Origin of the sequence: Actinoplanes rectilineatus, from assembly GCF_000962825.1 — a bacterium.
Classification (GTDB): Bacteria; Actinomycetota; Actinomycetes; order Mycobacteriales; family Micromonosporaceae; genus Actinoplanes; species Actinoplanes rectilineatus.
This window is the reverse complement of the sequence record NZ_JZKF01000120.1, coordinates 1-22975: the sequence shown is the minus strand read 5'-3', so window position 1 is coordinate 22975 and position 22975 is coordinate 1. Positions and strand designations below refer to the sequence as shown.

At 69.6% G+C, this 22975-nt stretch carries 19 protein-coding genes; 10 read left to right on the top strand and 9 right to left on the bottom strand.

The genetic code is table 11. The features are described 5' to 3' along the window. The 6 genes from WH85_RS42725 to WH85_RS42700 form a co-directional block, all read right to left on the bottom strand. Positions 1-903: formylglycine-generating enzyme family protein (locus WH85_RS42725; RefSeq protein WP_083449711.1), on the bottom strand; the 903-nt coding region annotated here is incomplete at its 3' end. A gap of 434 nt (positions 904-1337) precedes the next feature. Continuing rightward, positions 1338-2804, bottom strand: a complete 1467-nt coding sequence (locus WH85_RS42720; protein ID WP_211275620.1) for a sulfatase family protein — start codon at positions 2802-2804, stop codon at positions 1338-1340. Then, positions 2801-3787 (bottom strand): aliphatic sulfonate ABC transporter substrate-binding protein, encoded by a 987-nt coding sequence (locus tag WH85_RS42715; protein WP_045747906.1) that lies wholly within the window; start codon positions 3785-3787, stop codon positions 2801-2803. Before WH85_RS42715 ends, WH85_RS42720 begins: the two co-directional genes overlap by 4 nt. 70 nt (positions 3788-3857) lie before the next feature. After that, positions 3858-4622 (bottom strand): ABC transporter ATP-binding protein, encoded by a 765-nt coding sequence (locus WH85_RS42710; protein WP_045747905.1) that lies wholly within the window; start codon positions 4620-4622, stop codon positions 3858-3860. Further along, a complete protein-coding gene (locus WH85_RS42705; protein ID WP_045747904.1) occupies positions 4619-5422 on the bottom strand; it encodes an ABC transporter permease in 804 nt (267 codons plus the stop codon). The genes WH85_RS42710 and WH85_RS42705 overlap by 4 nt, the downstream gene beginning before the upstream one ends. A 106-nt stretch (positions 5423-5528) precedes the next feature. After that, positions 5529-6740: an ROK family transcriptional regulator gene (locus WH85_RS42700; protein WP_045747908.1), complete on the bottom strand. Its 1212-nt coding sequence runs from the start codon at positions 6738-6740 to the stop codon at positions 5529-5531. Between the two features lie 817 nt (positions 6741-7557). On the opposite strand from WH85_RS42700, the gene WH85_RS42695 reads away from it, so the two are divergent. Both WH85_RS42695 and WH85_RS42690 read left to right on the top strand, forming a co-directional pair. Next, entirely contained in the window at positions 7558-8442 is an 885-nt protein-coding gene (locus WH85_RS42695; protein ID WP_045747903.1) for an LLM class F420-dependent oxidoreductase, read from the top strand. 41 nt (positions 8443-8483) lie between these two features. Next, positions 8484-9560 carry a substrate-binding domain-containing protein gene (locus WH85_RS42690; RefSeq protein ID WP_157411577.1) on the top strand — a complete coding sequence of 359 codons (1077 nt, stop codon included), beginning with the start codon at positions 8484-8486 and terminating at the stop codon, positions 9558-9560. On the opposite strand, the gene WH85_RS42685 is transcribed toward WH85_RS42690, so the two are convergent. From WH85_RS42685 to WH85_RS42675, 3 genes are read right to left on the bottom strand one after another with little or no spacing between them, the layout of a single operon-like run. Beyond that, on the bottom strand, positions 9525-10424 hold the full coding sequence (locus WH85_RS42685) for a carbohydrate ABC transporter permease (RefSeq protein WP_045747901.1): 900 nt from the start codon (positions 10422-10424) through the stop codon (positions 9525-9527). The genes WH85_RS42690 and WH85_RS42685 overlap by 36 nt on opposite strands. A 1-nt stretch (position 10425) precedes the next feature. Continuing rightward, complete coding sequence (locus tag WH85_RS42680; protein ID WP_045747900.1) at positions 10426-11352, bottom strand: carbohydrate ABC transporter permease; 927 nt, start codon at positions 11350-11352, stop codon at positions 10426-10428. Beyond that, on the bottom strand, positions 11349-12665 hold the full coding sequence (locus WH85_RS42675) for an extracellular solute-binding protein (RefSeq protein WP_083449709.1): 1317 nt from the start codon (positions 12663-12665) through the stop codon (positions 11349-11351). Before WH85_RS42675 ends, WH85_RS42680 begins: the two co-directional genes overlap by 4 nt. Positions 12666-12923: 258 nt before the next feature. On the opposite strand from WH85_RS42675, the gene WH85_RS42670 reads away from it, so the two are divergent. The 8 genes from WH85_RS42670 (at position 12924) to WH85_RS42635 (ending at position 22863) form a co-directional block, all read left to right on the top strand. Continuing rightward, the gene (locus tag WH85_RS42670; RefSeq protein WP_045747898.1) at positions 12924-15281 is read left to right on the top strand and encodes a glycoside hydrolase family 3 N-terminal domain-containing protein; all 2358 of its coding nucleotides are present in this window, start codon (positions 12924-12926) and stop codon (positions 15279-15281) included. Between the two features lie 46 nt (positions 15282-15327). Beyond that, complete coding sequence (locus tag WH85_RS42665) at positions 15328-16158, top strand: PP2C family protein-serine/threonine phosphatase (RefSeq protein ID WP_083449708.1); 831 nt, start codon at positions 15328-15330, stop codon at positions 16156-16158. Positions 16159-16262: 104 nt separating this feature from the next. Then, positions 16263-17699, top strand: coding sequence for a gamma-aminobutyraldehyde dehydrogenase (locus WH85_RS42660; RefSeq protein WP_045747897.1), 1437 nt, complete (start codon positions 16263-16265; stop codon positions 17697-17699). Between the two features lies 1 nt (position 17700). Next, positions 17701-18975 (top strand): 4-aminobutyrate--2-oxoglutarate transaminase, encoded by a 1275-nt coding sequence (gabT, locus tag WH85_RS42655; protein WP_045747896.1) that lies wholly within the window; start codon positions 17701-17703, stop codon positions 18973-18975. 41 nt (positions 18976-19016) lie between these two features. Beyond that, positions 19017-19472 carry an Lrp/AsnC family transcriptional regulator gene (locus WH85_RS42650; RefSeq protein ID WP_211275618.1) on the top strand — a complete coding sequence of 152 codons (456 nt, stop codon included), beginning with the start codon at positions 19017-19019 and terminating at the stop codon, positions 19470-19472. Then, a complete protein-coding gene (locus WH85_RS42645; protein WP_045747894.1) occupies positions 19473-20729 on the top strand; it encodes an NAD(P)/FAD-dependent oxidoreductase in 1257 nt (418 codons plus the stop codon). It abuts the gene before it with no gap. 122 nt (positions 20730-20851) lie between these two features. Further along, the gene (locus WH85_RS42640; RefSeq protein WP_211275617.1) at positions 20852-22090 is read left to right on the top strand and encodes an MFS transporter; all 1239 of its coding nucleotides are present in this window, start codon (positions 20852-20854) and stop codon (positions 22088-22090) included. Between the two features lie 218 nt (positions 22091-22308). Continuing rightward, positions 22309-22863, top strand: coding sequence for a hypothetical protein (locus tag WH85_RS42635; RefSeq protein ID WP_157411576.1), 555 nt, complete (start codon positions 22309-22311; stop codon positions 22861-22863). The last annotated feature ends 112 nt before the right edge of the window (positions 22864-22975 follow it).

Sequence of the window (22975 nt, the reverse complement as noted above, 5' to 3'; positions counted from 1 at the left end):
CGTCCCGGGTGATCCGCGGCGGTTCGTTCCTGTTCCACGACTCGTACTGCACCCGCTATCGCAATGCCGCCCGCTCCTCGAACACCACGGACTCCCCGAAGGGAAACATGTGTTTCCCGTCGAGGAGTCCGGGGTGTTCGAGGAGCGGGCGGCATTGCGATAGCGGTTGCAGTACGAGTCGTGGCACAGGAACGAACCGCCGCGGATCACCCGGGACGTTCCGGACGGCGGACCGATCGGTTCGTCACGCGGAGACACCGCGTAGTAGCCCGCCGAGAACCAGTCGGCGCACCACTCCCAGACGTTGCCGACCGGCTGCCACAGTCCGTAAGGGTTCGGCTCGTAGGAGCGGACCGGGGCGGTGCCGGTCCACCCGTCCGTGCCGGTGTTCCGGACCGGGAAGTCCCCCTGCCAGATGTTGACCGCATGCCCGTCCGCCGGCAACGTGTCGCCCCACGGGTAGCGCAGCGAAGGCAGTCCGCCCCGGGCCGCACACTCCCACTCCGCCTCGGTGGGCAGCCGCCGTCCCGCCCATGCGCAGTATGCGCGGGCATCGTTCCAGCTCACGTGCACCACCGGATGGTCGTCGGCTGCGGACGACGACGGTCCGTCCGGGTGCGCCCAGTCCGCGCCCTCGACGCCGAGCCACCACGGCGTTCCGGCCATCCGACCGATCACCTTCTCATCGTCGGCAACGGACAGGTGGAAGACGGCGGACCATCCGTACTCCTCCGCCTCGGTGCGATGCCCGGTCGCCACCACGAACGCCCGGAAAGCGCCCACCGTCACGGCCGTCGCGTCGATGCTGAACGCCGGCAGCCGCACCTGATGCACCGGTTGTTCGCCGTCCGCGACTGCCCCGTCGCCGTGCGCGTCCCCCATCGCGAACATCTGTGCAGGCACCCTGACCTGCTCAACCGAGTGCGCCTGCTCAACCGGGTGTGCCCCGAAATCCTGAGACAACGAGCCTGACAGAACCGACCGCGCCCCGAAGTCCGAGACCTCAAGCGGAGCCGACCGGGTTTCGACGTCCGACGCGGCGTGCGAAAACGACCGCGCACCGGCATCCGACAGCGCGGGGTTCGGTAGCTGATCAAAGCCGGACCCCGGACCACAGCAGTGCCGCGGCGGTTCGAGACCTGATGACGAATCCGGACCTGACGACAGCACAGAATCCGACGACGTCTCCGAGCATGACGACGGCACTGGCCCTGGCGGCTCGGGACGCGGCTGCGGGTCGGAGGCCGGCTGCGGGTCGGAGGCCGGCTGCGGCCCGGGACCAAGATCCGGCGCCGGGTTCGCGGTGTCCGGCCTGTCGGCCGACGAAGAGCGACAACTCATGTGTACGACTGCTCGTCCAGTCCACTCAACGTCGGGTCATGATCGACCTCGCCGACCGGGTACATCGAGGTCATCCAGTGGAAGAAGCGGTCGTCACGCGCGACGAGCAACGTGTACAGCCGATGCATCATCCGGTTGCGGACCGCCGTCACGTCAACATGGTGATACATGTTGACGAGTTCATCGGGGTCGTTCTCCAGGTCGTACAGCTCGTTCGTCGACTCCGGGTTGACGATGAGCTTCCACCGGTCCTCGCGGAGCATTCGCTGCGGATACGGGAAGTGGTGACCGTGGAACTCGCAGACGATGTCGGGTTGCCAGTCCGGTCGTTCACCTCTCACCAGCGGGACCAGGCTGCGGGAGTCGACCGCCGGAGCCGTGTCCGCTCCGGCCAGGTCGAGGATCGTCGCCGTACAGTCGAGCAGGCTGACGAACTCGTCCCTGACCTGCGGATCCTCACCGGGGATGCGGATGATGCCGGGCGTACGGTAGATGTCCTCGTACATCGCCGGGCCCTTGTCGTGCAGCCGGTGCGATCCGGTGAACTCCCCGTGATCGCAGGTGAAGAAGACCGTGGTGGAGTCGGTCCCGTTCACCTCGTCGAGGGCGTCCAGGATCCGCCCGATCTCGAAGTCGATCATCGAGACGTACCCCCAGTAGACCGCGATCAGCTTGCGGGTCACCTCGAGCGGCATCGTGTCGAACGTCCAGTGGGCGCTGTAGTTGCGCTGCACCGGCGGCTTGCCCTCGAACGTCTCGCTGATCGATGCCGGGAGTTCGACGACCGCCGGATCGATCATGTCGAAGTATTCGTCCGGGACGATGTAGGGCAGGTGCGGGCCGAAGAAATGGGTGGCCAGGTAGAAGGGCCGGTCCTCCGCGCGGTAACGCCGCAGGAGCTCGATGGTCCGCGTCGCCAGATAATGTTCGAAGGTCGCCTCCCGCGGCTGCTTCAACCGCGCGGCCAGCAGATTCCCCGGCCCGCCGTTCGGCAGCGTTCCCCGGATCCGGTCGTGGATCTCGTAGGGCGGAAGGTCGTTCTCCTTCAGGAAATCCTGATAGTCCTGATGGTCCACCGGATTGTGCCAGCCGGGCAGATGCGGGCCGTCGAATCCGTAATCCGCCGGCGACTTCGCACTGCTCGCGTGCCATTTGCCGAGCAGCCCGCAGTTGTAGCCCCGATCCCTCAGCTCGCGACCGAAAGTGAACGCGTCGTCAGGCAGATCCTCCTGATATCCGACGTTGCGTTCCCGGTTGGCGAGCACCTTGTGCCGGAACGGTGCCTGCCCGGTGAGCAGACTCGCCCTGGCCGGCGTGCAGATCGCGGTCGGCGTGTACCACCGGTCGAACCGTGTGCCGGTCGCCGCGAGCCGGTCCAGATTGGGGGTGCTGACGTGCGGATTGCCGTAGGCGCCGAGCGTGTCCACCCGGTGCTGGTCGGTCATCAGGAAGAGGAAGTTCACTGGAGACCACCACCGGCGTAGTAGGTCGACGGCGCCGGGTTGTTCGCCAGTTTCCCCGCGCCGACGAAGTAGTCGCCCATGCCGGTCAGCCATTTCGTGACCGTTCCGTCGGCCAGGTAGCCGTCCAGGGTCGCGGAGTCGAGCATCTCGCTGTTCGCCGCGTCCGCCTTCACGTCGTCGGCACTCTTGTTCAGCAGTTTCGCGGTCAGTGCGATCGTCGTGTCGGCGTTCTGAGCCCGGAAGTCCATCGCCTCACGCAGCACCTGCAGGACCTTTCCGGTCTTCTCGGTGTCGGCGGCCGGCTCATTGCCCGCCACGAATGCGGTCGGGAACGCCATCTGGTCCGCGAAGTCCGCGTTCTTGGCGAGTTCCACCAGGTCGGGCTTGCGCTGCTTGATGTTGTTGAGCAGCGGGTACCAGATGCCGGCCGCGTCGATCTGTCCCGCACCGAACGCGGTCACGATCGTCGCCGCGTCCATCGGCACACGCTCGACATCGGTCGCCGCCAGGCCCGCTTTCTGCAGCGCCAGGGTCAGGATCATGTCGCCTGAGGTGCCCTCCGGCACGCCGATCTTCTTGCCCTTGAGGCGGCTCAGATCGGTGATGCCCGCCTGCGCGATCACCCGGTCGGCGTTTCCCAGCGAGTTCAGTGCGACGATCTTCGCTTTTCCGGAGGCCGGCAGCCAGACCGCGCCCGGTCCGATGTATCCGTAGTCCAGGTCACCGGCGTTCATCGCGGTGATCTGCAGCGGGCCGTTGGTGAAGACCTTCGCCTCCACCTCCAGGCCGTTCTTCGCCCACAGTTTCTGGTCGTCGGCGACAGCCAGCAGGCTGGCCCCGTTGTAGTCGGCGATGTATCCGAAGTTCACCTCGGTGAGATCGGCACCGCTCTCGCCGCCATCACCACCGCCACACCCGGAAAGGGCGAGGAGGGAGGCTGCGGCGATTGCCAAAAAAGATCTGGAGGTACGGGAAAAGGTCATGTCACGTCCTTTGTCCGGGCAGGGGGAATCGTCGGCCGACGCGGCTGCGCGACCGTTTTCGACAGGTCTTCTAGCGCACCGGAGCCTCGTGCCGGTGAACGGCGCTCCACACGCGGTTGCGTAACGTCGCGAAGGGGGCGCTGAGCCGGATCTCCTCGGTACGCGGATACGGCAGGTCCACCTCGATGATCTCGGAAACACGTCCCGGATCCGCCGCCATGACGATCACCCGATTGGCGAGGAAGACCGCCTCGTCGACGTCGTGCGTCACGAAGACGACGGTGCGTTTCTCCTGACTCCACGTGGTCAGCAGCTGTTCCTGAAGGCGTACCCGGGTCATCGCGTCGACCGCGCCGAACGGTTCGTCCATCAGCAGGATCGACGGTCCGACGGCATAGGCGCGGGCGATCGCCACGCGCTGTTTCATGCCACCGGACAGCGTTTTCGGCAGCGCGTCCGCGAACCGTTCCAACCCGACGAGGGCGATGAAACGGTCGGCGATCTCCCGCCGCCGCGCTCGCGGAACACCCGCGGTCCGAAGCCCGAACTCCACGTTCTTACGCACCGTGAGCCAGGGGAAGAGCGCGTACTGCTGGAAGATCACGCCGCGCTCGGGTCCGGGGCCGGTGACCGGCTCGCCGTCGACCAGCGCCCGTCCACTGGTCGGCGTCTCCAGGCCGGCGAGGATGTTCATCAACGTGGTCTTGCCGCAGCCGGACGGGCCGACGACAGTCACGAACTCGTTGTCGGCGAGCTCCAGGTCGACGTCACCGAGAGCGACGAACTCGCTTCCCTGGAGCGGGAACACCTTGCGGACGTGCTCGATGGTGATCATCGGGTCTCCTGCCAGGAGGTGAGGCGGCGTTCGGCGAGCAGCAGCAGACGGTCCATCGCCAGGCCGAGCACGCCGATGCTGATCAGCCCGACGAAGATCGTCGGCAGGTCGTAGTACAGCTGTGCGCTCTGCATCCGGTACCCGAGTCCCTGCTGCGCGGCGATCAGCTCGGCGGCGACCAGAGTCGCCCACGACGAGCCGAGGCCGACGCGCATGCCGACGAGGATGAACGGCGACGACGCGGGGATGACGACCCGCGCGAAGATCACCCGGTCACCGGCACCGAGCACCCGGGCCGCATTGAGCAACGTGCGGTCAACATTGACGACGCCCTGCAACGTCGCGATGACACATGACAGGAAGGAGGCCAGGAAGATCACGAAGATCTTCGGCGTCTCCTCGATCCCCATCAACACGATGGCGAGCGGGATGATCGCGAGCGGCGGGATCGTCCGGAAGAACTGGATCCACGGCTCGACCAGGGCGCGGACCGGCGGATACCAGCCCATCAGGAACCCGACCGGCACCGCGAGCAGCACCCCCAGCGCGAACCCGGTGAACACCCGGACCAGGCTCGCCGCCGCGTCCTCGGCGAGCGTCCCGTCGGCGATCAACTCGACGGCCCGCTCGGCCACCGCCGGGGGTGCCGGGATGTCGAACCCGCTCACCGCGAATCCCCACCACACCCCGATCCCGATCAACACCGAAAGACCGTTCAACACCGTCTTGGGTACGCCGAGGCGCCGCTTCCCCGCCGTCGGCCGCCTGACAGCCGTGGTCTCCGCCTGGACCAGGGTCATGTGGACTTTCCCGTCATAGTCATGGACGTACTGATGCCGCGTCTCGTCTTGACGTCCTCGTCGACGCCGCCATCAACATTGATTCCCAGGCCTTCACATCGACTCGTCAATATGAGCGTCCAGTCGTCATCCCGTGGGGCACCGAGTAATCAGCAAGCAGCGGCGACTGCCGGAACAACGCCGCTACCGCACCCCGAGCCCCGTCGTCATCCCCCAGCCGAGCAGCCCGGACCTCCGGCCCACCACTGCCACTGCCACTGCCACTGCCACTGCCGAAGATTCTTTCTCCGGCGATCACCTCGGCGGCACGGTCGACGATCTCCGGGACGGCACGGATCAGCGGGCCACCGATGACGATCAACTCCGGGTCCAGGATCAGGGCCGCCGCGGCTGCCACCTGGCCCACCGCGACGCCGATCCGGGCCATCACCGCGGCCACCTCGGGTTCGTGCCGGCGGGCCGCCAGTTCCGCCAGGTCGGTCACGCCCGCCGCGACCAGGGCCGGCCCGACCGCCGCCACCGTCTCCAGACACCCTCGTTTGCCACACCGGCAGTCGGCCCCCACATCGCCGGCATCAGCCCCCGCGCCCGGACCGAACGACGGGATGCCCGCCCGGACGTGCCCGAACTCCCCGGCCCCCCCGCGCGCCCCCGCCACCAGCCGACCGCCCACCACCAGCCCGCCGCCCACCCCGTCCGCCAACCGGAGGTAGAGGACGTCCCGCGCGTCAGTCATGCCCGCCTCGGCGAGCGCCGCGAACCGCGTGTTGTTGTCCACCAGGATCGGAGCCGTGAAGTGTTCCTGGAAGGCGGCCAGCACCGCCGCCCGGGATTCGTCCACCGGGTAGGGCCCGGTCACGCCCACCCCCACGCCCTGCAGCGCGGACAGTCCGATGCCCTGTTCGCGGCCGAGACAGTCGACCAACGACAGCGCCACCCGGATCCGCGCCGCCAGCGACGTCCGGGCCGGGTGAACCGCGACGACGCTAGCGATGATCTCGTGGGCCGCGTCGGCCACCACCGCCCGGACCCGGGTGTGGCCCAGATCGAGTCCGAGGAACTGGCCGGACCGCGGGTCCAGCGCCAGCAGTTCGGCGGGCCGTCCGCTCCCGGCGCGGTGCCGGGCGTCGGTGGTAGCCACCACGATGGCCCCGCGGCCCAGCAGCTCACCGGTGATCTCGGAGAGGGTGGTGCGGGACAGCCCGGACCGGGCGGCGATCTGGGCGCGGCTCAGGGTGCCGTGCTCACGCAGGATCGCCAGGACACGCTCTTCGTGAGCGCGCCTGACCAGCGCGTGGACCCCTCCGGTTACCGGCACGTCGCCACGGTAGGCAGCCGCCAATTTTTCCGTCAACGATCCGACAGAATTATCTCTCCCAATCCGGTAGGAAAACTGGGCGACCCGGACACGGAGGCGGCGACGGGGTGGCCCATGCGTGCCACTCAGCTCAAGTCGGTCCAGCCGCCGACCAGTGTCCACGCGATCCGCTTCGCCGCGACCACTCCTGCGACCGTCACGGTAGGCAGCCGCGTCGGCGTAGCTCAGTCGTTTGTCACGGCAGCGGGTCAACCTCGAGGTCGGCTCAAGCTCAGCGGCATTGCGGGTTGCCCGGCCGTCGCCCACGGTCGTTGCCGGCTCGTCGATGGACCACGGCCGACGGCCCGGTCGGCCGAGCCGTCGCCTGTGGCTCTTTCTCAGCCGAAAAGGAGCCGTGGAGAACGGCTGGGTTGCTCGGGCCGTCGCCCACGGCTGAGAAACGGTCTCGAGAGAGCCGTGGAGGACGGCTGGGTTGCTCGGGCCGTCGCCCACGGCTGAGAAACGGTCTCAAGGGAGCCACGAAGAACGGCTGGACGCTCCGAGCCGTCGCCCACGGCTGAGAAACGGTCTCGAGAGAGCCACGAAGAACGGCTGGACGCTCCGAGCCGTCGCCCACGGCTCACCCGGTAATGCCGGGCGACCACCGACGACGGCCCAGAACCGCCCGATGCCACCCAGCCAACGTTGATCGAGGCGCCGACCGGGAACGCTACGGCGACTCTCACGGCCGTCGACGATGGCATCCGTGGACCGAGGACCGAGGACGAACCCCGGGACCGACACGGAGGCGTACCGCAAAAATCAGTAGGTTGATCGCATGAGCATGCGATTCGGGGTTTTCGTTCCCCAGGGCTGGCGGATGGATCTCAATGAGATCGCCGACCCGGTGGAGCAGTACGAGGCAATGACCGCCGTCGGCAAGCTGGCCGACGCCGGCCCGTGGGACAGCATCTGGGTCTACGACCACTTCCACACGGTCCCGGAGCCCACCATCAACACGACGTTCGAGTGCTGGACCGTCACGTCGACGCTCGCCCGGGACACCTCCCGGGTCAACATCGGCCAGATGGTGGGCTGCAACGGCTATCGGCAGCCCTCGCTCTACGCCAAGATCGCCTCGACGGTGGACGTCGCCAGTCACGGGCGGCTCTATGCGGGCCTGGGCGCCGGCTGGTACGAGAACGAGTGGAAGGCCTACGGCTACGAGTGGGCCGACGTCCCGGAGCGGATGGCCGCGTTCCGGGAGGCCGTCGAGATCGTGAAGAAGATGTGGACCGAGGAGCAGCCGGTCTTCACCGGTAAGCACTACCGCATCGACAAGCCGATCAACGAGCCGAAGGGTGTCCGCCGGCCGCACCCGTCGTTCTGGCTGGGCGGCGGCGGCGAGAAGGTCACGCTCAAGCTGGTCGCGAAGTACGCGGACGCCTGCAACGTGGGCGGCGGCGACCCGGAGGTGGTCCGGCACAAGCTGGCCGTGCTGAAGGAGCACTGCGAGAAGCAGGAACGCGACTACGACGACATCGTCAAGTCGACGAGTTACTACCTGGACCGGCCGGACGTGCCGACCGCGGAGATCGTCGAGAAGGTGGAGCAGCTGGCCGAGGCCGGCGCGGATTACGTCATCTTCTACGTCCCGCGGGTGGCCTACGACCACGAGCCGATGCAGCGTATCGCGGAAGAGGTGATACCGCGGTTCTCGTAAATTTCGAGAACCTGGCATGATTTCGGTGCCGGGTCCGAAAGTTGCGACGAGATCAGCCGGCGGTAAGGAGTACCGCCATGACGGTCAGCAGGCCCCGCGTGACCATCGCGGCCATCGCCCAGGCCGCCGGCGTCTCGGTTCCCACGGTGTCCCGGGTGCTCAACGGGCGCACCGACGTGTCGCCGCAGACGCGGGAGCTGATCGAGCGGCTGCTGCGTGAGCACGACTACCGGCCCCGCAACTCTCGGCATCCGGGGCGGGCCAAGCTGGTGGATCTGGTCTTCGACGATCTGGACAGCCCGTGGGCGCTGGAGCTGATCCGCGGGGTGGAGGACGTGACGCACGCGGCCGGTGTCGGGACCGTGGTGTCGCAGGTGCATCGTCGCAGCACCGCGACCCGGCAGTGGTTGCAGAACCTGCGGTCGCGGGCGTCGGACGGGGTCATCTTCGTGACCTCGGATGTGGCGGAGCCGGTGCACACCGAGTTGCACCGGCTCAAGGTCCCGGTGCTGATCATCGATCCGGCGGGTGGGGCAGCGGCCGACGTGCCGACGATCGGGGCGACGAACTGGTCGGGCGGCCGGACCGCTACTGATCACCTGCTGGAGCTGGGGCACCGGCGGATCGGGTTCGTGGCCGGCCCGCGGCAGTTGCTGTGCAGCCGGGCGCGGCTGGACGGTTACCGGGCGGCGCTGGAGGCGGCCGGGGTGCGGGTCGACGAGGCGCTGATCCGGACCGGTGATTTCCGGTACGAGACCGGGTTCGCCGCGGCGCAGCACCTGCTCGACCTGGCCGACCCGCCGACGGCGATCTTCGCGTCGAGTGACCTGATGGCGCTGGGGGTCTACGAGGCGGCCCGGCGGCGTGGCCTGCGGGTGCCGGACCACCTGAGTGTGATCGGTTTCGACGATCTGCCGGAGTCGCAGTGGGCGTCGCCGCCGCTGACCACGGTCCGTCAGCCGCTCGCCGAGATGGGGGCGCTCGCCGCGCGCACCGTTCTGCGGTTGTCGCGCGGCGAGACCATCGAGACCCCGCGCCTGGAATTGGTCACCAAGCTGATGGTCCGGGAGAGCACGGCTCCTCTATTTGCCGAAGCCGGCCGTCAACCCGCTGAGTAGCTGCCGTCGCCCGATGATGTAAAGGGTGAGGATCGGCAGCGTGGTGAGCACGACCGAGGCGAGCACCGCGGGGATGTTGACGCTGTACTGGCCCTGGAAACTCCAGAGCGCGAGCGGCAGGGTGCGCTGTTCGGGGCTCTGGGTCAGGATCAGCGGCAGGACGAACCCGTTCCACACGGTCAGTCCCTGATAGATCGTGACGGTGACCAGGGCCGGGCGGGTCAGCGGGAAGGCGAGCCGCCACAGCGTGCCCCACTCGCTGGCGCCGTCCATCCGCATCGACTCGAAGAGTTCCTTCGGCACGTCGCGCACGAAGTTGGACAGCACCAGCACCGAGAGCGGGATGGCGAACGCCAGCGACGGCAGGATGATCGCGCCGAGGGTGTCGTACATCTCGATCTTGATGATGATCAGGTAGATCGGGATGATCACCGCCTGCAGCGGAATGGCCAGACCCATCAGGAACAGCCCGTTGACGGTACGCAGGAAGCGGCTCCCCGCACTGCCCCGCACGATCGCGTACGCCGCCATGAAGGACACCAGCACCGCCGGGCCGACCGCGCCCACCGTGACGATGACACTGTTCATGAAGTACCGGGCGAAGTCGTTCTCCAGGACGAACCGGTAGTTCTCCAGGGTGGGCGACGTCGGTGGGACGAGCGGGTTGGAGTCGTAGTAGTCGCTCTGCATCTTGAAGCTGGTGATGACGATCCAGTAGATCGGCAGGAGCACCACCACCAGCCAGAGCCACCCGGCCAGGCCGCCCAGCCAGTTCCACTGCAGGAACCGCGGCCGCGGCCGGCCCGGTTTCTGCGGTGGCACGCCGCCGACCCGGACACCTCGGTCGTCGAGCACTGTGGTCATCTCAGACACCTTCCAGCTGGCTCTCGGTGGCGTCCCGGCCGCCCAGCCGGCGCAGCAGCAGAGCGAGGGTGAGGCCGACGAGGACCAGGATGACCGCGATGACGCTGGCCGGTCCCATCAGGTTGGCCTTGAAGCCGCGCTGGTACATGTCGACGGCCAGTGCCCGGGTGGCGTCGCCGGGGCCGCCCGCGGTGAGCACGTAGATCAGGTCGAAGAAGGTCAGCGAACCGACCACCATCAGCGTCGAGGACGTGATGATCGTGTACTTGAGCTGCGGCAGGGTGATGCTGAGGAACTGCCGGATCCGGCCCGCGCCGTCGATCTCGGCGGCCTCGTACATGCTGGTCGGGATCTGCCGGATGCCGCCCTGGTAGATCAGCGTGTGGAACGGGATGAACTGCCAGGACACCACGAACACCACGACGCCGAGCGCGAGTGTGCCGTCGCCGAGCCAGTCCTGCTGCAGGAACTCGGCACCCAGCCCGGCGCCGAGACCGAAGTTCGGGTCCAGCAGCATCTTGAAGGTGATCGAGATGGCCGCCTGGCTGAGCAGCAGCGGGACGAAGAAGAGGACCGCCAGCACCGCGCGATAACGCTTGTGCGCGGCGATGAAGACGCCGAGCAGCAGCGAGAGCGGGGTCTGGAACAGCCAGGACAACCCCATGATCAGGAATGTGACCCACAGCGCGTGCGGGAGCCGGGGGTCGGCGAGCACGGTGGACCAGCTGTCCGTCCCGGTGAACGAGATGTCCGGGCTCAGACCGTTCCACGAGGTGAAGCTCAGCAGCAGGACACCGAGCAGCGGCAGGACACCGAACACGGCGAACGCCACCAGGGCCGGGACGGCCATCCAGGAGACGGAGGCGCTCCGCACACCGGTGGAACCGGTGGGCGGAGCGCTCCGGACGACGGGTGGAGCGATGGTCATTTGCCGATGACCTGGTTCATGTTGTCGGCGAACTGCTGGGGCGCGATGTCCAGGGTGAACAACTTGGAGATGTTGTCCAGCAGCGCCTCGGCCGCGGTGGGGCTCAGCGCCTGGTCCCAGGACTGGCTGAAGGTCTTGGCGTTGCTGGCCACGCCGTAGATGAAGTTGAGGAACTCGGCATCCGGCGAGGACCCGATCTTCGCGTCCGAGCCCTTGACGATCGGCACGCCGCCGGTCTTGATCCAGTCCTGCTGCTCGGTGTCGTCGAGCAGGCTGGTGAAGAACTTCTTGGCGGTCTCCTTCTGCTCGGCCGAGGCCTTGGAGTAGATGGAGAGGTACTGCCCCGCGTTGCCGACGGTGTTGCTCGGGTCGCCGGTACCGCCCTCGACGGCGGGGAAGTTGAAGTACCCCAGCTTGCCGTCCTTGATGAAGTCGCCACCCTCGGCCGAGATGATGCCGTAGGACCAGCTGCCGTGCAGCTCCATCGCGGCCTTGCCCTTGTAGAGCAGGGCCTGGTCGGCGTTGGAGTCGGCGGTGATCGAGGAGAAGCCCTTGATGAAGCCGTTCGCCTTGATCAGCTCCTGGATCTTGGTGAGACCCTGGATCGAGGCCGGGTTGTTCCAGGCGTCCTTCTCCCCGTCGTAGACGGCGTTGAACACCTCGGGACCGCCGATGCGGTCGAAGAGGAACTCCAGCCACATCATGTTGGTCCAGCGGGACTGGCCGCCGAGCGAGAACGGCGCGATCTTCTTCTCGTTGAACTTCGGCAGCAGGCTCATGATCTCGCCCCAGGACTGCGGGGGCTGCTGGATGCCGAGGTTCTCGAAGACCTCCTTGTTGTACAGCATGATGATCGGCTGCACGGTCTCGGCGGGCATCGCGTAGATCTTGCCGTCCACGGTGGCCGGGCCGAACGAGGAGGGGAACAGACGGTCCTTGACCGCGGCGTTCTGGCTGAACCAGTCGGTCAGGTCGTCGACCTGGCCCTCCTGGACGTAGCTCTTGAGACCGCCGCCGCCCCAGCCCCAGATGATGCTCGGGGCCTGGCCCGCGCCGAGCGCCGTCTTGAGCTTGTCCTTGTAGGCGTCGTTCTGAATCGGATTGACCTTGATCTGGCCACCGGAGTTGGCCTTGTTGAACCGGTCCACCGCGCCCTGCCGGACCGGTTCTCCGGGCGGGCCGCTGAGGAACCAGTAGCTCGCCTCGGACCCCGAGGTGTCACCGGTGTCGGCTGGGCCGGAACTGCCGCAGGCGGCCAGGGCCGCACCGGCCGCGGTTCCCGCGGAAAGGCTCAAGAATGTCCTGCGCTTCACGCTGATCTCCGTTGCATCGAAGAAAGCCGCGGGGGATGAACGCGGCGGCGATATGTCGAGAGCGACATGTCTCCGATTTCCCGAACCGGTTAAGTTACGGAAGTTTCGGGGGCCTGTCGCAAATTAACGCGAGGTTTCGTTAACGTAGGGTTTCGCCGCAACAGGTGTCAAGACCCTTGCCGTAACCGTGCTGTGAGCGCGAGAGTAGGCGGGCGGGGAGCGCCGCGGCTAAGACCGAAACTTTCGGAGGCTTCTGCTATGACCGTCAACCAGCCCTGGCAGGATCCGGCGCTGCCGATCACCGACCGTGTCGAGGCGCTGCTGCGCGTGATGACCCTGGAGGAGAAGGTCGCTCAGCTCGGCAGCCGGTGGATCGGCAAGGACAAGGGTGCGACCGGCGCCGCCGGCCCGGAACCGGAGGAGGGCCACCAGGTCGCGCCGAGCGAGGACACGTTCGCCGGCGGGGACGCCCTGGAGGACGCCAGCCGGCACGGCCTCGGGCACCTCACCCGGATCTACGGCAGCTACCCGGTCACCGCCGCCGACGGCGCCGCCGAACTGATCCGCCAGCAGCGCATCGTGACCGCCTCGCATCGGCTGGGCATCCCGGCGATCGTGCACGAGGAGTGCCTCACCGGCTTCACCATGCACGGCGCCACGGTCTACCCGGCCGCCATCGCCTGGGGCGCGACCTTCGACCCGGCGCTGATCGAGCGGATGGCCGCGGCGATCGGCCGGGACATGGCGGCGCTCGGCGTGCACCAGGCCCTCGCCCCGGTGCTGGACGTGGTCCGCGACTACCGCTGGGGCCGGGTCGAGGAGTCGATCGGCGAGGACCCGTACCTGGTGTCACGGATCGCCGCCGCCTACGTGCGCGGTCTGCAGGGCGCCGGGATCATCGCGACGCTGAAACACTTCGCGGGCTACTCGGCGTCGCGCGGCGCCCGCAACCACGGCCCGGTCCCGATGGGCCGCCGGGAGCTGCTCGACGTGATCCTGCCGCCGTTCGAGACCGCGATCCGCGAGGCCGGTGCCGGTTCGGTGATGAACTCGTACTCCGAGATCGACGGCCTGCCGGCGGCGATCGACCCGTGGCTGTTCACCCAGTTGCTGCGCGAGGAGTGGGGCTTCACCGGCACGGTGGTCTCGGACTACTGGGCGGTGCCGTTCCTGGCGATGAACCACGGCGTGGCGGCGGACAACGGCGACGCGGGCGCGCTGGCACTCGCGGCCGGCATCGACGTGGAACTTCCGGACACCCTTGGTTACGGCACGGAACTCGTCGACCGGGTCCGCAAGGGCGAGATCGTCGAGGAACTGGTCGACCGGGCGGCCCGCCGGGTGCTGCTCCAGAAGGCCGAGCTGGGCCTGCTCGACGCGGACTGGACGCCGGAGGCCACGGTGGCCGGCGCCGGCGCGGTGGACCTCGACTCGGCGGAGAACCGGGCGCTGGCCCGCGAACTCGCCGAACGGTCGATCGTGCTGCTGGAACCGGGTGACGTGCTGCCGCTGCGCGCGCCGGGCCGGATCGCCGTGGTCGGCCCGTGCGCCGACGACTCGCGGACCTTCCTGGGCTGCTACGCCTTCCCCAACCACGTGCTCCCCCGCTACCCGGGCGTGGAGGACGGCCTCACCATGCCGACCGCGGTGGCCGCGCTGCGCGACGAGCTTCCGGATTCCACCATCGGGTACGCGCAAGGCTGCACCGTCAGCGGCGACGACCGTTCCGGATTCGCCGCGGCGGTCACCGCGGCCGCGGAGTCCGACGTGTGCGTGGCGTTCGTCGGCGACCTGGCCGGACTGTTCGGCAAGGGCACCTCCGGCGAGGGCTGCGACGCCGCCGACCTGCGGCTGCCCGGCGTGCAGGCCGACCTGGTCCACGAACTGCTCGCCACCGGCACCCCGGTGGTGCTCGTGGTGATCTCCGGCCGGCCGTACGCGCTGGGCGAGTTCGAGGGCCGGGCCGCCGCCCTGGTGCAGGCGTTCATGCCGGGCGAGGAGGCGGGCGCCGCGATCGCCGGCGTGCTGTCCGGCCGGGTCCAGCCCAGCGGCCGGCTGCCGGTGCAGATCCCCCGGCACCCGGGCGGCCAGCCCGGCACCTACCTGCAGCCCCGGCTCGGCGCCGACCACCTCGGGGCCAGCAACCTCGACCCCACCCCGCTGTACGCGTTCGGCCACGGGCGCTCGTACACCACCTTCGGCATCGACGAGCTGCGGCTGAGCGCGGACCGGGTGCCGACCGACGGCGCGTTCACGGTGACCGTGCGGGTCCGCAACACCGGCGGGCGCGACGGCGCCGAGGTGGTGCAGCTCTACCTGTCCGACCCGGTCGCCGAGGTCACCCGTCCGGTGAAACAGCTGACCGGTTTCGCCCGTGTCGAGCTCGCCGCCGGGGCCGCCGCCGACGTCACGTTCACCGTGCACACCGACCGGGCCGCGTTCACCGGCCGGGCGATGCGGCGCATCGTCGAGCCCGGTGAGCTGCGGGTCCTCGTCGGATCGTCGGCCTCCGACATCGCCGTGCGGGCCGTCGTGGAGCTGACCGGACCGGTACGCGAGGCCGGGCCGCAGCGCCGGCTGTCCACTCCGGCCGAGGTGGTGGCAGTGGATTCGTGACATCCGCTCACGCTGCGCAGCGCTGCGCGCACACTAGGCTGCTGGTGTGCCCGAACCCGCCGCCGTCACCGACGCCGCGACACTGTCCGGACCGGACGCCGTCGCGCTGCTCGACCGGCTGCTGGAGGTGATCGCCGAACGGCCCGGCGGGACCGGGCCGCTGCTGGAGCGCCTGGACCGGGCCGCTGCGCTGGCCCTGCAGCGCAGCCTGCTGCCGGCCCGGCTGCCCGAGGTGCCCGGCGTCGAGCTGGCCGCACGGTACGTCCCCGGGCACCGCGCCGGGATCGGCGGCGACTGGTACGACGTGTTCACCCTGCCGTCCGGCTGGCTCGGCGTGGTGATCGGCGACGTGGCCGGCCACGGCCTGGCCTCCGCGGTGGTGATGGGCCGGGTCCGCAGTGCCCTGCGGGCGTACGCCCTGGTCTGCGACGACCCGGCCGAGGCGCTGACCCTGCTGGACCGCAAGGTGCAGCACTTCGAGGCCGGCAACCTGACCACCGCTCTCTACGTGATGGTCAGCCCGGACCGGGGCCGGGCCGTGGTCTCCTCGGCCGGGCATCTGCGGCCGGTGCTGGCGGTCCCGGGCCGGGCCGCCGGGCTCACCGAGGTGGCCGTCGACCCGCCGCTCGGGGTCGGCCGCCCGGACCGGGCCCGGCACAACAGCGAGATCCCGTTGCCGCGCGGCGCGGTGCTGCTCTGCTACACCGACGGTCTCGTCGAACGCCGCGACGAGATCATCGACGAGGGTGTCGGACGGCTGGTCACGGCGGTTCACGCGACCGGCGCGGAGGCGGTCTGCGCTACCGTCATGGCGGATACGGACCTGGCCCGGCCGACCGACGACGTGGCGCTCCTGGCGGTCCGCCGCCGACCCTGACGTCCCGTGTCACCGCTGCGGAAAATCTTTCGGAACCCCTTGTTCGCGACGGATTCAGCGGAAAAGATGGGGCCGCGCTCACCGATACCACAGCTGGAGGCCGGATGTCCGCCAAGTCGGTTCTGCACAACGTCATCGGTGGCGAGGCCGTCGCGCCCGCCGACGGGCGCTATGCGGATCTCATCGACCCGTCCACCGGCGAGGTGTTCGCCGCAGCCCCCGTCTCCGGGCGTGAGGACGTCGACCGTGCGGTGCGGGCCGCATCCGGCGCGTTCGGCGCGTGGCGCGACACCACCCCGAGCGACCGGCAGCGGGCGCTGCTCAAGTTCGCCGACGCGGTCGAGGCCCGGGCGGACGAGCTGGTCGCCGCCGAGTCGCAGAACACCGGCAAGCCCCTCGCCCTGACCGCCAGCGAGGAGCTGCCGCCGGCCGTCGACCAGATCCGCTTCTTCGCCGGCGCCGCCCGCCTGCTCGAGGGCCGCTCCGCCGGGCAATACCTCAACGGCTTCGAGAGTTACGTGCGGCGCGAGCCGGTCGGCGTCTGCGCCCAGGTCACCCCGTGGAACTATCCGCTGATGATGGCGGTGTGGAAGATCGCCCCGGCGCTGGCCGCGGGCAACACCGTCGTCCTCAAGCCGTCCGACACCACCCCGGTCACCACCGTCATGCTGGCCGAGATCGCCGCCGAGTTCTTCCCGCCGGGCGTGTTCAACGTGGTCCTCGGCGACCGCGACACCGGACGCGAGCTGGTCGCACACCGTACCCCGCAGATGGTCTCCATCACCGGCTCGGTGCGGGCCGGCATGGAGGTGGCCGGCGCGGCCGGCGCCGACCTCAAACGCACCCACCTGGAGCTGGGCGGCAAGGCCCCGGTGGTGGTCTTCGACGACGCCGACGTGGCGGCGGCCGCCGCGGCCATCGCCGAGGCCGGCTACTTCAACGCCGGCCAGGACTGCACCGCCGCCACCCGGGTCCTCGCCGGGCCGGGCGTCTACGCCGACTTCGTCGCGGCGCTCGCCGAGCAGGCGAAGAACACCAGGACCGGCGCCCCGTCCGACGAGGACGTGCTCTACGGCCCGGTCAACAACGCGAACCAGCTCGACCGGGTCGCCGGGTTCATCGACCGGCTGCCCGACCACGCCGGCTTGGAGGCCGGTGGCGCGCGGGTCGGCGACCGCGGCTACTTCTACGCCCCGACGGTCGTCTCCGGCCTGCGCCAGGACGACGAGATCATCCAGGACGAGGTGTTCGGGCCGGTCATCACGGTGCAGCGGTTCACCGATGAGGACGAGGCGGTGGCCTGGGCCAACGGCGTCGACTACGGTCTGGCGTCGAGCGTCTGGACGAAGGACCACGGGCGGGCCATGCGGATGACCCAGCGCCTGGACTTCGGCTGCGTCTGGGTCAACTGCCACATCCCGGTGGTCGCCGAGATGCCGCACGGCGGGTTCAAGCACTCCGGGCACGGTAAGGACCTCTCGGTGTACGGGCTGGAGGACTACACCCGCATCAAGCACGTCATGCACAGCCTGGGGGCCTGACGTGTCGCTCTCCGAGGATCTGCACAAGCGCCGTCTCGCCGCGGTCGCCCGGGGTGTCGGCTCGGTCGTCAACTCCTACATCGACTCGGCCGGCGGCGCCACCCTGACCGACGTGGACGGCCGGGAGTGGATCGACTTCGCGTCCGGGATCGCCGTCACCTCCGTCGGCAACGCCGCCCCGCGCGTCGTCCAGGCCGTCCGTGACCAGGTGGAACGCTTCACGCACACCTGCTTCATGGTGGCGCCCTACGAGTCGTACGTGGCGGTCTGCGAGCAGCTGATCGCGCTGACGCCGGGCACGTTCGAGAAGCGGGCCGCGCTGTTCAACTCCGGCGCCGAGGCCGTGGAGAACGCCGTCAAGATCGCCCGGCACGCCACCGGGCGGCAGGCGGTCGTGGTGTTCGACCACGCGTACCACGGCCGCACCAACCTGACCATGGCGCTGACCGCGAAGAACATGCCGTACAAACACCGGTTCGGGCCGTTCGCCCCGGAGGTCTACCGGGCCCCGATGTCGTACCCGCTGCGCGACGGCGGCCTGGACGGCGCCGAGGCGGCCCGCCGGGCGATCGACGTGATCGAGAAGCAGGTCGGTGCGGGCAACGTGGCGGCGGTGCTGATCGAGCCGATCCAGGGCGAGGGCGGTTTCGTGGTGCCCGCGCCCGGGTTCCTGCCCGCCGTCGCGGCCTGGAGCAGCGCCAACGGGGCGGTCTTCGTCGCCGACGAGATCCAGACCGGGTTCGCCCGGACCGGGCACTGGTTCGCCGGCGAGCACGAGGGCCTGGAACCCGACCTGGTCACCACCGCCAAGGGGATGGGCGGCGGACTGCCGATCGCCGGGGTGGTCGGCCGCGCCGACCTGATGGACGCGGTGCACGCCGGCGGGCTCGGCGGCACGTACGGCGGGAACCCGGTCGCCTGCGCGGCCGCCCTCGCCGCCATCGAGACGATGCGCGAGCTGGACCTGGTCGCCGCCGCCCGGCACATCGAGGCGGTGCTGGTCCCGGCCCTGCGCACACTGGCGTCGTCGGCGCCGGAGGTCGCGGAGGTGCGCGGGCGCGGCGCGATGATCGCCATCGAGATCGTCGAGCCCGGCGGCCTCACCCCCGACCCGGTCCGCACCGCCGCGATCAACAAGGCCTGCCACGACGCCGGGCTGCTCACGCTGACCTGCGGAACGTACGGCAACGTGCTGCGTTTCCTGCCCCCGCTGGTGATCTCCGACGAGGACCTCCAGCGAGGCATCGACATACTCGCACGGGCGATCCGCGGTTGACGGCTTTGCTCCCGGACCACCATCCGGGGAAGAATCGCGACGTGACGGACACGGCCCTGGACGAGACCAACAAGCGGATCATCGAGCACCTGCAGCGGGACGGCCGGATGTCGTACGCGACGCTCGCCAAGACCATCGGGCTGTCCGAGGCGGCGGTCCGCCAGCGGGTGCAGCGCCTGCTCGACGGCGGCCTGATGCAGATCGTCGCGGTGACCGACCCGCTCACCCTGGGCTTCGCCCGCCAGGCGATGGTCGGCCTGCGCGTCAACGGTGACCTGCGGGCCATCGCCGCCGAGATCGCCGAGATCCCCGAGGTCGACTACGTGATGATCTGCGCCGGGCGCTACGACCTGCTCGTCGAGCTGGTCTGCACCGACGACGAACACCTGCTCGACCTGCTCAACGAGAAGGTCCGCGCGGTGCCCGGCGTCACCGCCACCGACACGTTCATGTACCTGAAACTCGCCAAGCAGACCTACGCCTGGGGCACCCGGTAGATGCGCGCACCGTCGTTCTGGCTCGACTCCCTCGGCCCGCTCCCCCGGCGCGACCCGCTGCCCGGTGACACCACCGCGGACGTGGCCATCGCCGGGGGCGGCTACACCGCGCTGTGGACGGCGTACTACCTGGCCCGCGCCGCGCCGGACCTGCGGATCGTGATCCTCGAGGCGGAGTACTGCGGGTTCGGCGCGTCCGGCCGCAACGGCGGCTGGGCGTCCGGCCTGTTCCCGGTCTCCCCGGCCCGGCTGACCCGCGCGTACGGGGCGGACCGGGCGGACGCGATGCAGCGGGCGCTGGAGGACACCGTCGACGAGGTGGGCCGGGCGGCGGCCGCCGAGGGCATCGACTGCGACTTCGCCAAGGGCGGGACGATCTCCCTGGTCCGCACCCCGGCCCAGTTGCGGCGGGCGGCCGGCCCCGGCCTGCTCGGCGCGGACGAGGCGCGGGCGATCTGCGCGGCGAACGATGTGCTCGGCGGCGTCTACAGCGAACACTGCGCGGCCCTGCACCCGGCGAAACTGGTTCGTGGCCTGGCCGACGTGGTGCAGCGGCTCGGCGTGACGATCCACGAGGGCACCCGGGTGCTGCGCCTGAGCCCCGGCGCGATCGTCACCGACCGCGGCGTGGTCCGGGCCGGCACGATCGTCCGAGCCCTGGAGGGCTACACCTCCGGCCTGCACGGGCATCGCCGGCACATCGCGCCGGTCTACTCCCTGATGATCGCCACGGAGCCCCTGCCGGCGGCGTTCTGGGACCGGGTCGGCCTGGCCCGGCGCGAGACGTTCACCGACGAACGACGACTGGTGATCTACGGCCAGCGGACCGCCGACGACCGCCTCGCCTTCGGCGGGCGTGGCGCCCCGTACCACTTCGGCTCCCGCATCCGCCGCGAATACGACCTGGTGCCGGGGGTTTTCGAGGCCCTTTCGCGTACGCTGACCGAGCTCTTCGGCATCGCTCCGGCGATCACCCACCGGTGGGGTGGTCCGCTCGGCATCCCCCGCGACTGGTTCCCGTCGGTCGGCCTGCGCGACGGCGTCGCCTGGTCCGGCGGCTACGTCGGGGACGGGGTGGCGGCGGCCAACCTGGGGGCGCGCACCCTCACCGATCTGATCCTGGGCCGGGAAACCGCGTTGACAGCACTCCCCTGGGTCAACCATCGTTCACGGCGGTGGGAGCCGGAACCGGCACGGTGGCTCGGCATCAACGCCGGACTGCGCGGGACCGCCCTGCTGGACGGCCTCTCGTTGTGATGTCCCGCCTTCGGACAGGAGCTGAGACCATGCCCGGTCGCTCACGCACGCGCTGACCTCACGTCATCGCGTGCTGCCTTCGAACAGCGCGCCTCATCGCCGCCACCGTTCGAGGGAGCACTGTGCCCGGTCTCTGGAAGAATGCCGATTTCCGCCGTCTGTGGGCCGGTCAGACGGCCTCCCAACTGGGCGAGCACACCGGTCTGGTGCTGCTGCCCCTGATCGCCGTCCTGACCCTGCACGTCGGGGCCGAGCAGCTGGGGATGCTCCGCGCGGTGGGACAGGCGCCACTGCTGCTGGTCGCGCTGACGGCCGGGGCGTGGGTGGACCGGTGGCGGGCTCGTACCATCATGGTGCTGTCCGATTCTGTTCGTGCCCTGGTCCTCGGTGTGGTGGCGGTGACCGCGCTCGGCGGCGGGCTGCGGCTGGAGTTCCTGCTGGTCACGGTGTTCGCGGTGGGCGCGCTGTCGGTGTTCTTCGACGTGGCCTACCAGGCGTCGCTGGTGCGGCTGGTCACCCCGGAGCACCTGTTGCGGGGCAACGGCGCGATCGAGGGCACCCGGTCGGCGGCGCAGATGGGCGGCCCGGCCCTCGGCGGCGCCATGGCGTCGGCGCTGCCCGCACCGGTCGCCGCGGTGGTCACCGGTCTGATGTTCCTGCTGTCCGCGCTGGCCCTGACCCGCATCCGCCGGCCTGAACAGCCGGTCTCCTCCCCTGGCAGCGCCCGGTTCCGGATCCGCGACGGCCTGCGGTTCGTGGCGGGCGACCGGATCCTGCGCGCGGTGTGCCTGGCGTCCGGGGCCTTCCAGTTCTCCCATGCGGCACTGACCACCGGGATCCTGCTGTTCCTGCCCCGGGAACTGCACCTGTCCGGCACGCTCGTCGGGCTGACCCTGGCGGCGACCGGCCCGGGAGCCCTCGTCGGTTCGCTGCTCGCCACCCGGTTGCCGGGGCGCCTCGGCTACGGTCCGGTGCTGATCGGCGGGGCATTGATCGGCAACGGGGTGATGCTCTGCCTGCCCCTGCTGCCCGCCGGTGCGACGGCCACGGTCGTGGCGCTGCCGGCGGTCTTCGCCGTCTTCGGGATGTTCGGGCAGCTCGTCAACGTGACGGTGATGGCGGTCCGGCAGGCGGTGACCCCCGCATCGTTGCAGGGCCGGGCCGCCGCGACGATCACGTTCGCCGGGATGGGCCTGACCCCGTTCGGCGCCCTGGCCGGCGGGTTCCTGGCGGACCAGATGGGGCTCCGGGTCACGGTGACGCTGGCGGCGGCCGGCATGATGCTGTCCCCGCTGGTCATGCTGGTGTCGCCGCTGGCTCGCCTCGGTCGTACGCTGCCCGGCCCCGTCCCTTCGCGATGAGGCCGGCACCCGGACGGCGACGGCGTCACTCCTGATCGGGAATCGTGTGGCCGTGCTCAGCGGGTTCCACATCCGGTCCGTGACGCCCACGAACCCTGAATACGATTCCGGGTTCCACCCGATGGAGAACCAGCACGGATTTGCCGCAACCTCGTTGTGTGGCGAGAAGATGGCGGCAACTGACGGTCTGGCTCCACGTGTTGACATCGGTGAGCTGGATGGCGCAGACGATGGCGCTGTGCGTGCTCCTCTGCGTCGGACTCGCCGCGGACACCATTCCTGATCGTGATGCCGCCATGTCCATGGCTCACGTCCTGGACGGCCGTCTGCTGGGACCGATGGCCGACGCCTCGGCCTTCACCGGGATCATGCTGGCCGCGGCCACGCCCTGGGGGTTCTTCCGGAACTGGTGGGTGCTCGTCAAGTTCGCGATCACCATCATCCAGCTCTACCTGGGCATCTTCCTGCTGTCGCCGGCACTCACGGACTCGCTGGCCACCGGGCCCGCACCGGTGCAGATCGCCGGAACGGCCCTCATGGCGAGCGCCGTCGCGTTCCAGGGCTGGCTCTCCGTGGCGAAGCCGTGGGGAAGGATCCGCCACCCCAGCCGGCCGCAACCCGGAATCGGGCCCCGATGGATCTTCATCATCACGGTGGGTGGGGCCCTCGCGGACCTGGCCCTGGCCATCGCCATCGGCCACCCCATGCCGCTGCTGTCGCTCACACTGCTCGCCGTCGGATTGATGAGCCGGCCCCGCTGGGTGAAGGCCTGATCTTCATCCGGCTGCCGTCGGCTCCTGGGCGGGTGGCAACCGGATGGTGACGGGAGGGCACCGGGCCGGGAATCGAGTGGGCGGCGGGGTGGCCGATGAGTACGGTACGCCC

Bases quoted from the DNA above. Each gene is read 5' to 3' on its own strand.
- WH85_RS42715 (WP_045747906.1), bottom strand. From the start codon at position 3,787: ATGACCTTTTCCCGTACCTCCAGATCTTTTTTGGCAATCGCCGCAGCC.
- WH85_RS42705 (WP_045747904.1), bottom strand. From the start codon at position 5,422: ATGACCCTGGTCCAGGCGGAGACCACGGCTGTCAGGCGGCCGACGGCG.
- WH85_RS42685 (WP_045747901.1), bottom strand. From the start codon at position 10,424: ATGACCACAGTGCTCGACGACCGAGGTGTCCGGGTCGGCGGCGTGCCA.
- WH85_RS42680 (WP_045747900.1), bottom strand. From the start codon at position 11,352: ATGACCATCGCTCCACCCGTCGTCCGGAGCGCTCCGCCCACCGGTTCC.
- WH85_RS42635 (WP_157411576.1), top strand. From the start codon at position 22,309: ATGGCGCAGACGATGGCGCTGTGCGTGCTCCTCTGCGTCGGACTCGCC.
- WH85_RS42670 (WP_045747898.1), top strand. From the start codon at position 12,924: ATGACCGTCAACCAGCCCTGGCAGGATCCGGCGCTGCCGATCACCGAC.
- WH85_RS42645 (WP_045747894.1), top strand. From the start codon at position 19,473: ATGCGCGCACCGTCGTTCTGGCTCGACTCCCTCGGCCCGCTCCCCCGG.
- WH85_RS42660 (WP_045747897.1), top strand. From the start codon at position 16,263: ATGTCCGCCAAGTCGGTTCTGCACAACGTCATCGGTGGCGAGGCCGTC.
- WH85_RS42695 (WP_045747903.1), top strand. From the start codon at position 7,558: ATGAGCATGCGATTCGGGGTTTTCGTTCCCCAGGGCTGGCGGATGGAT.
- WH85_RS42710 (WP_045747905.1), bottom strand. From the start codon at position 4,622: ATGATCACCATCGAGCACGTCCGCAAGGTGTTCCCGCTCCAGGGAAGC.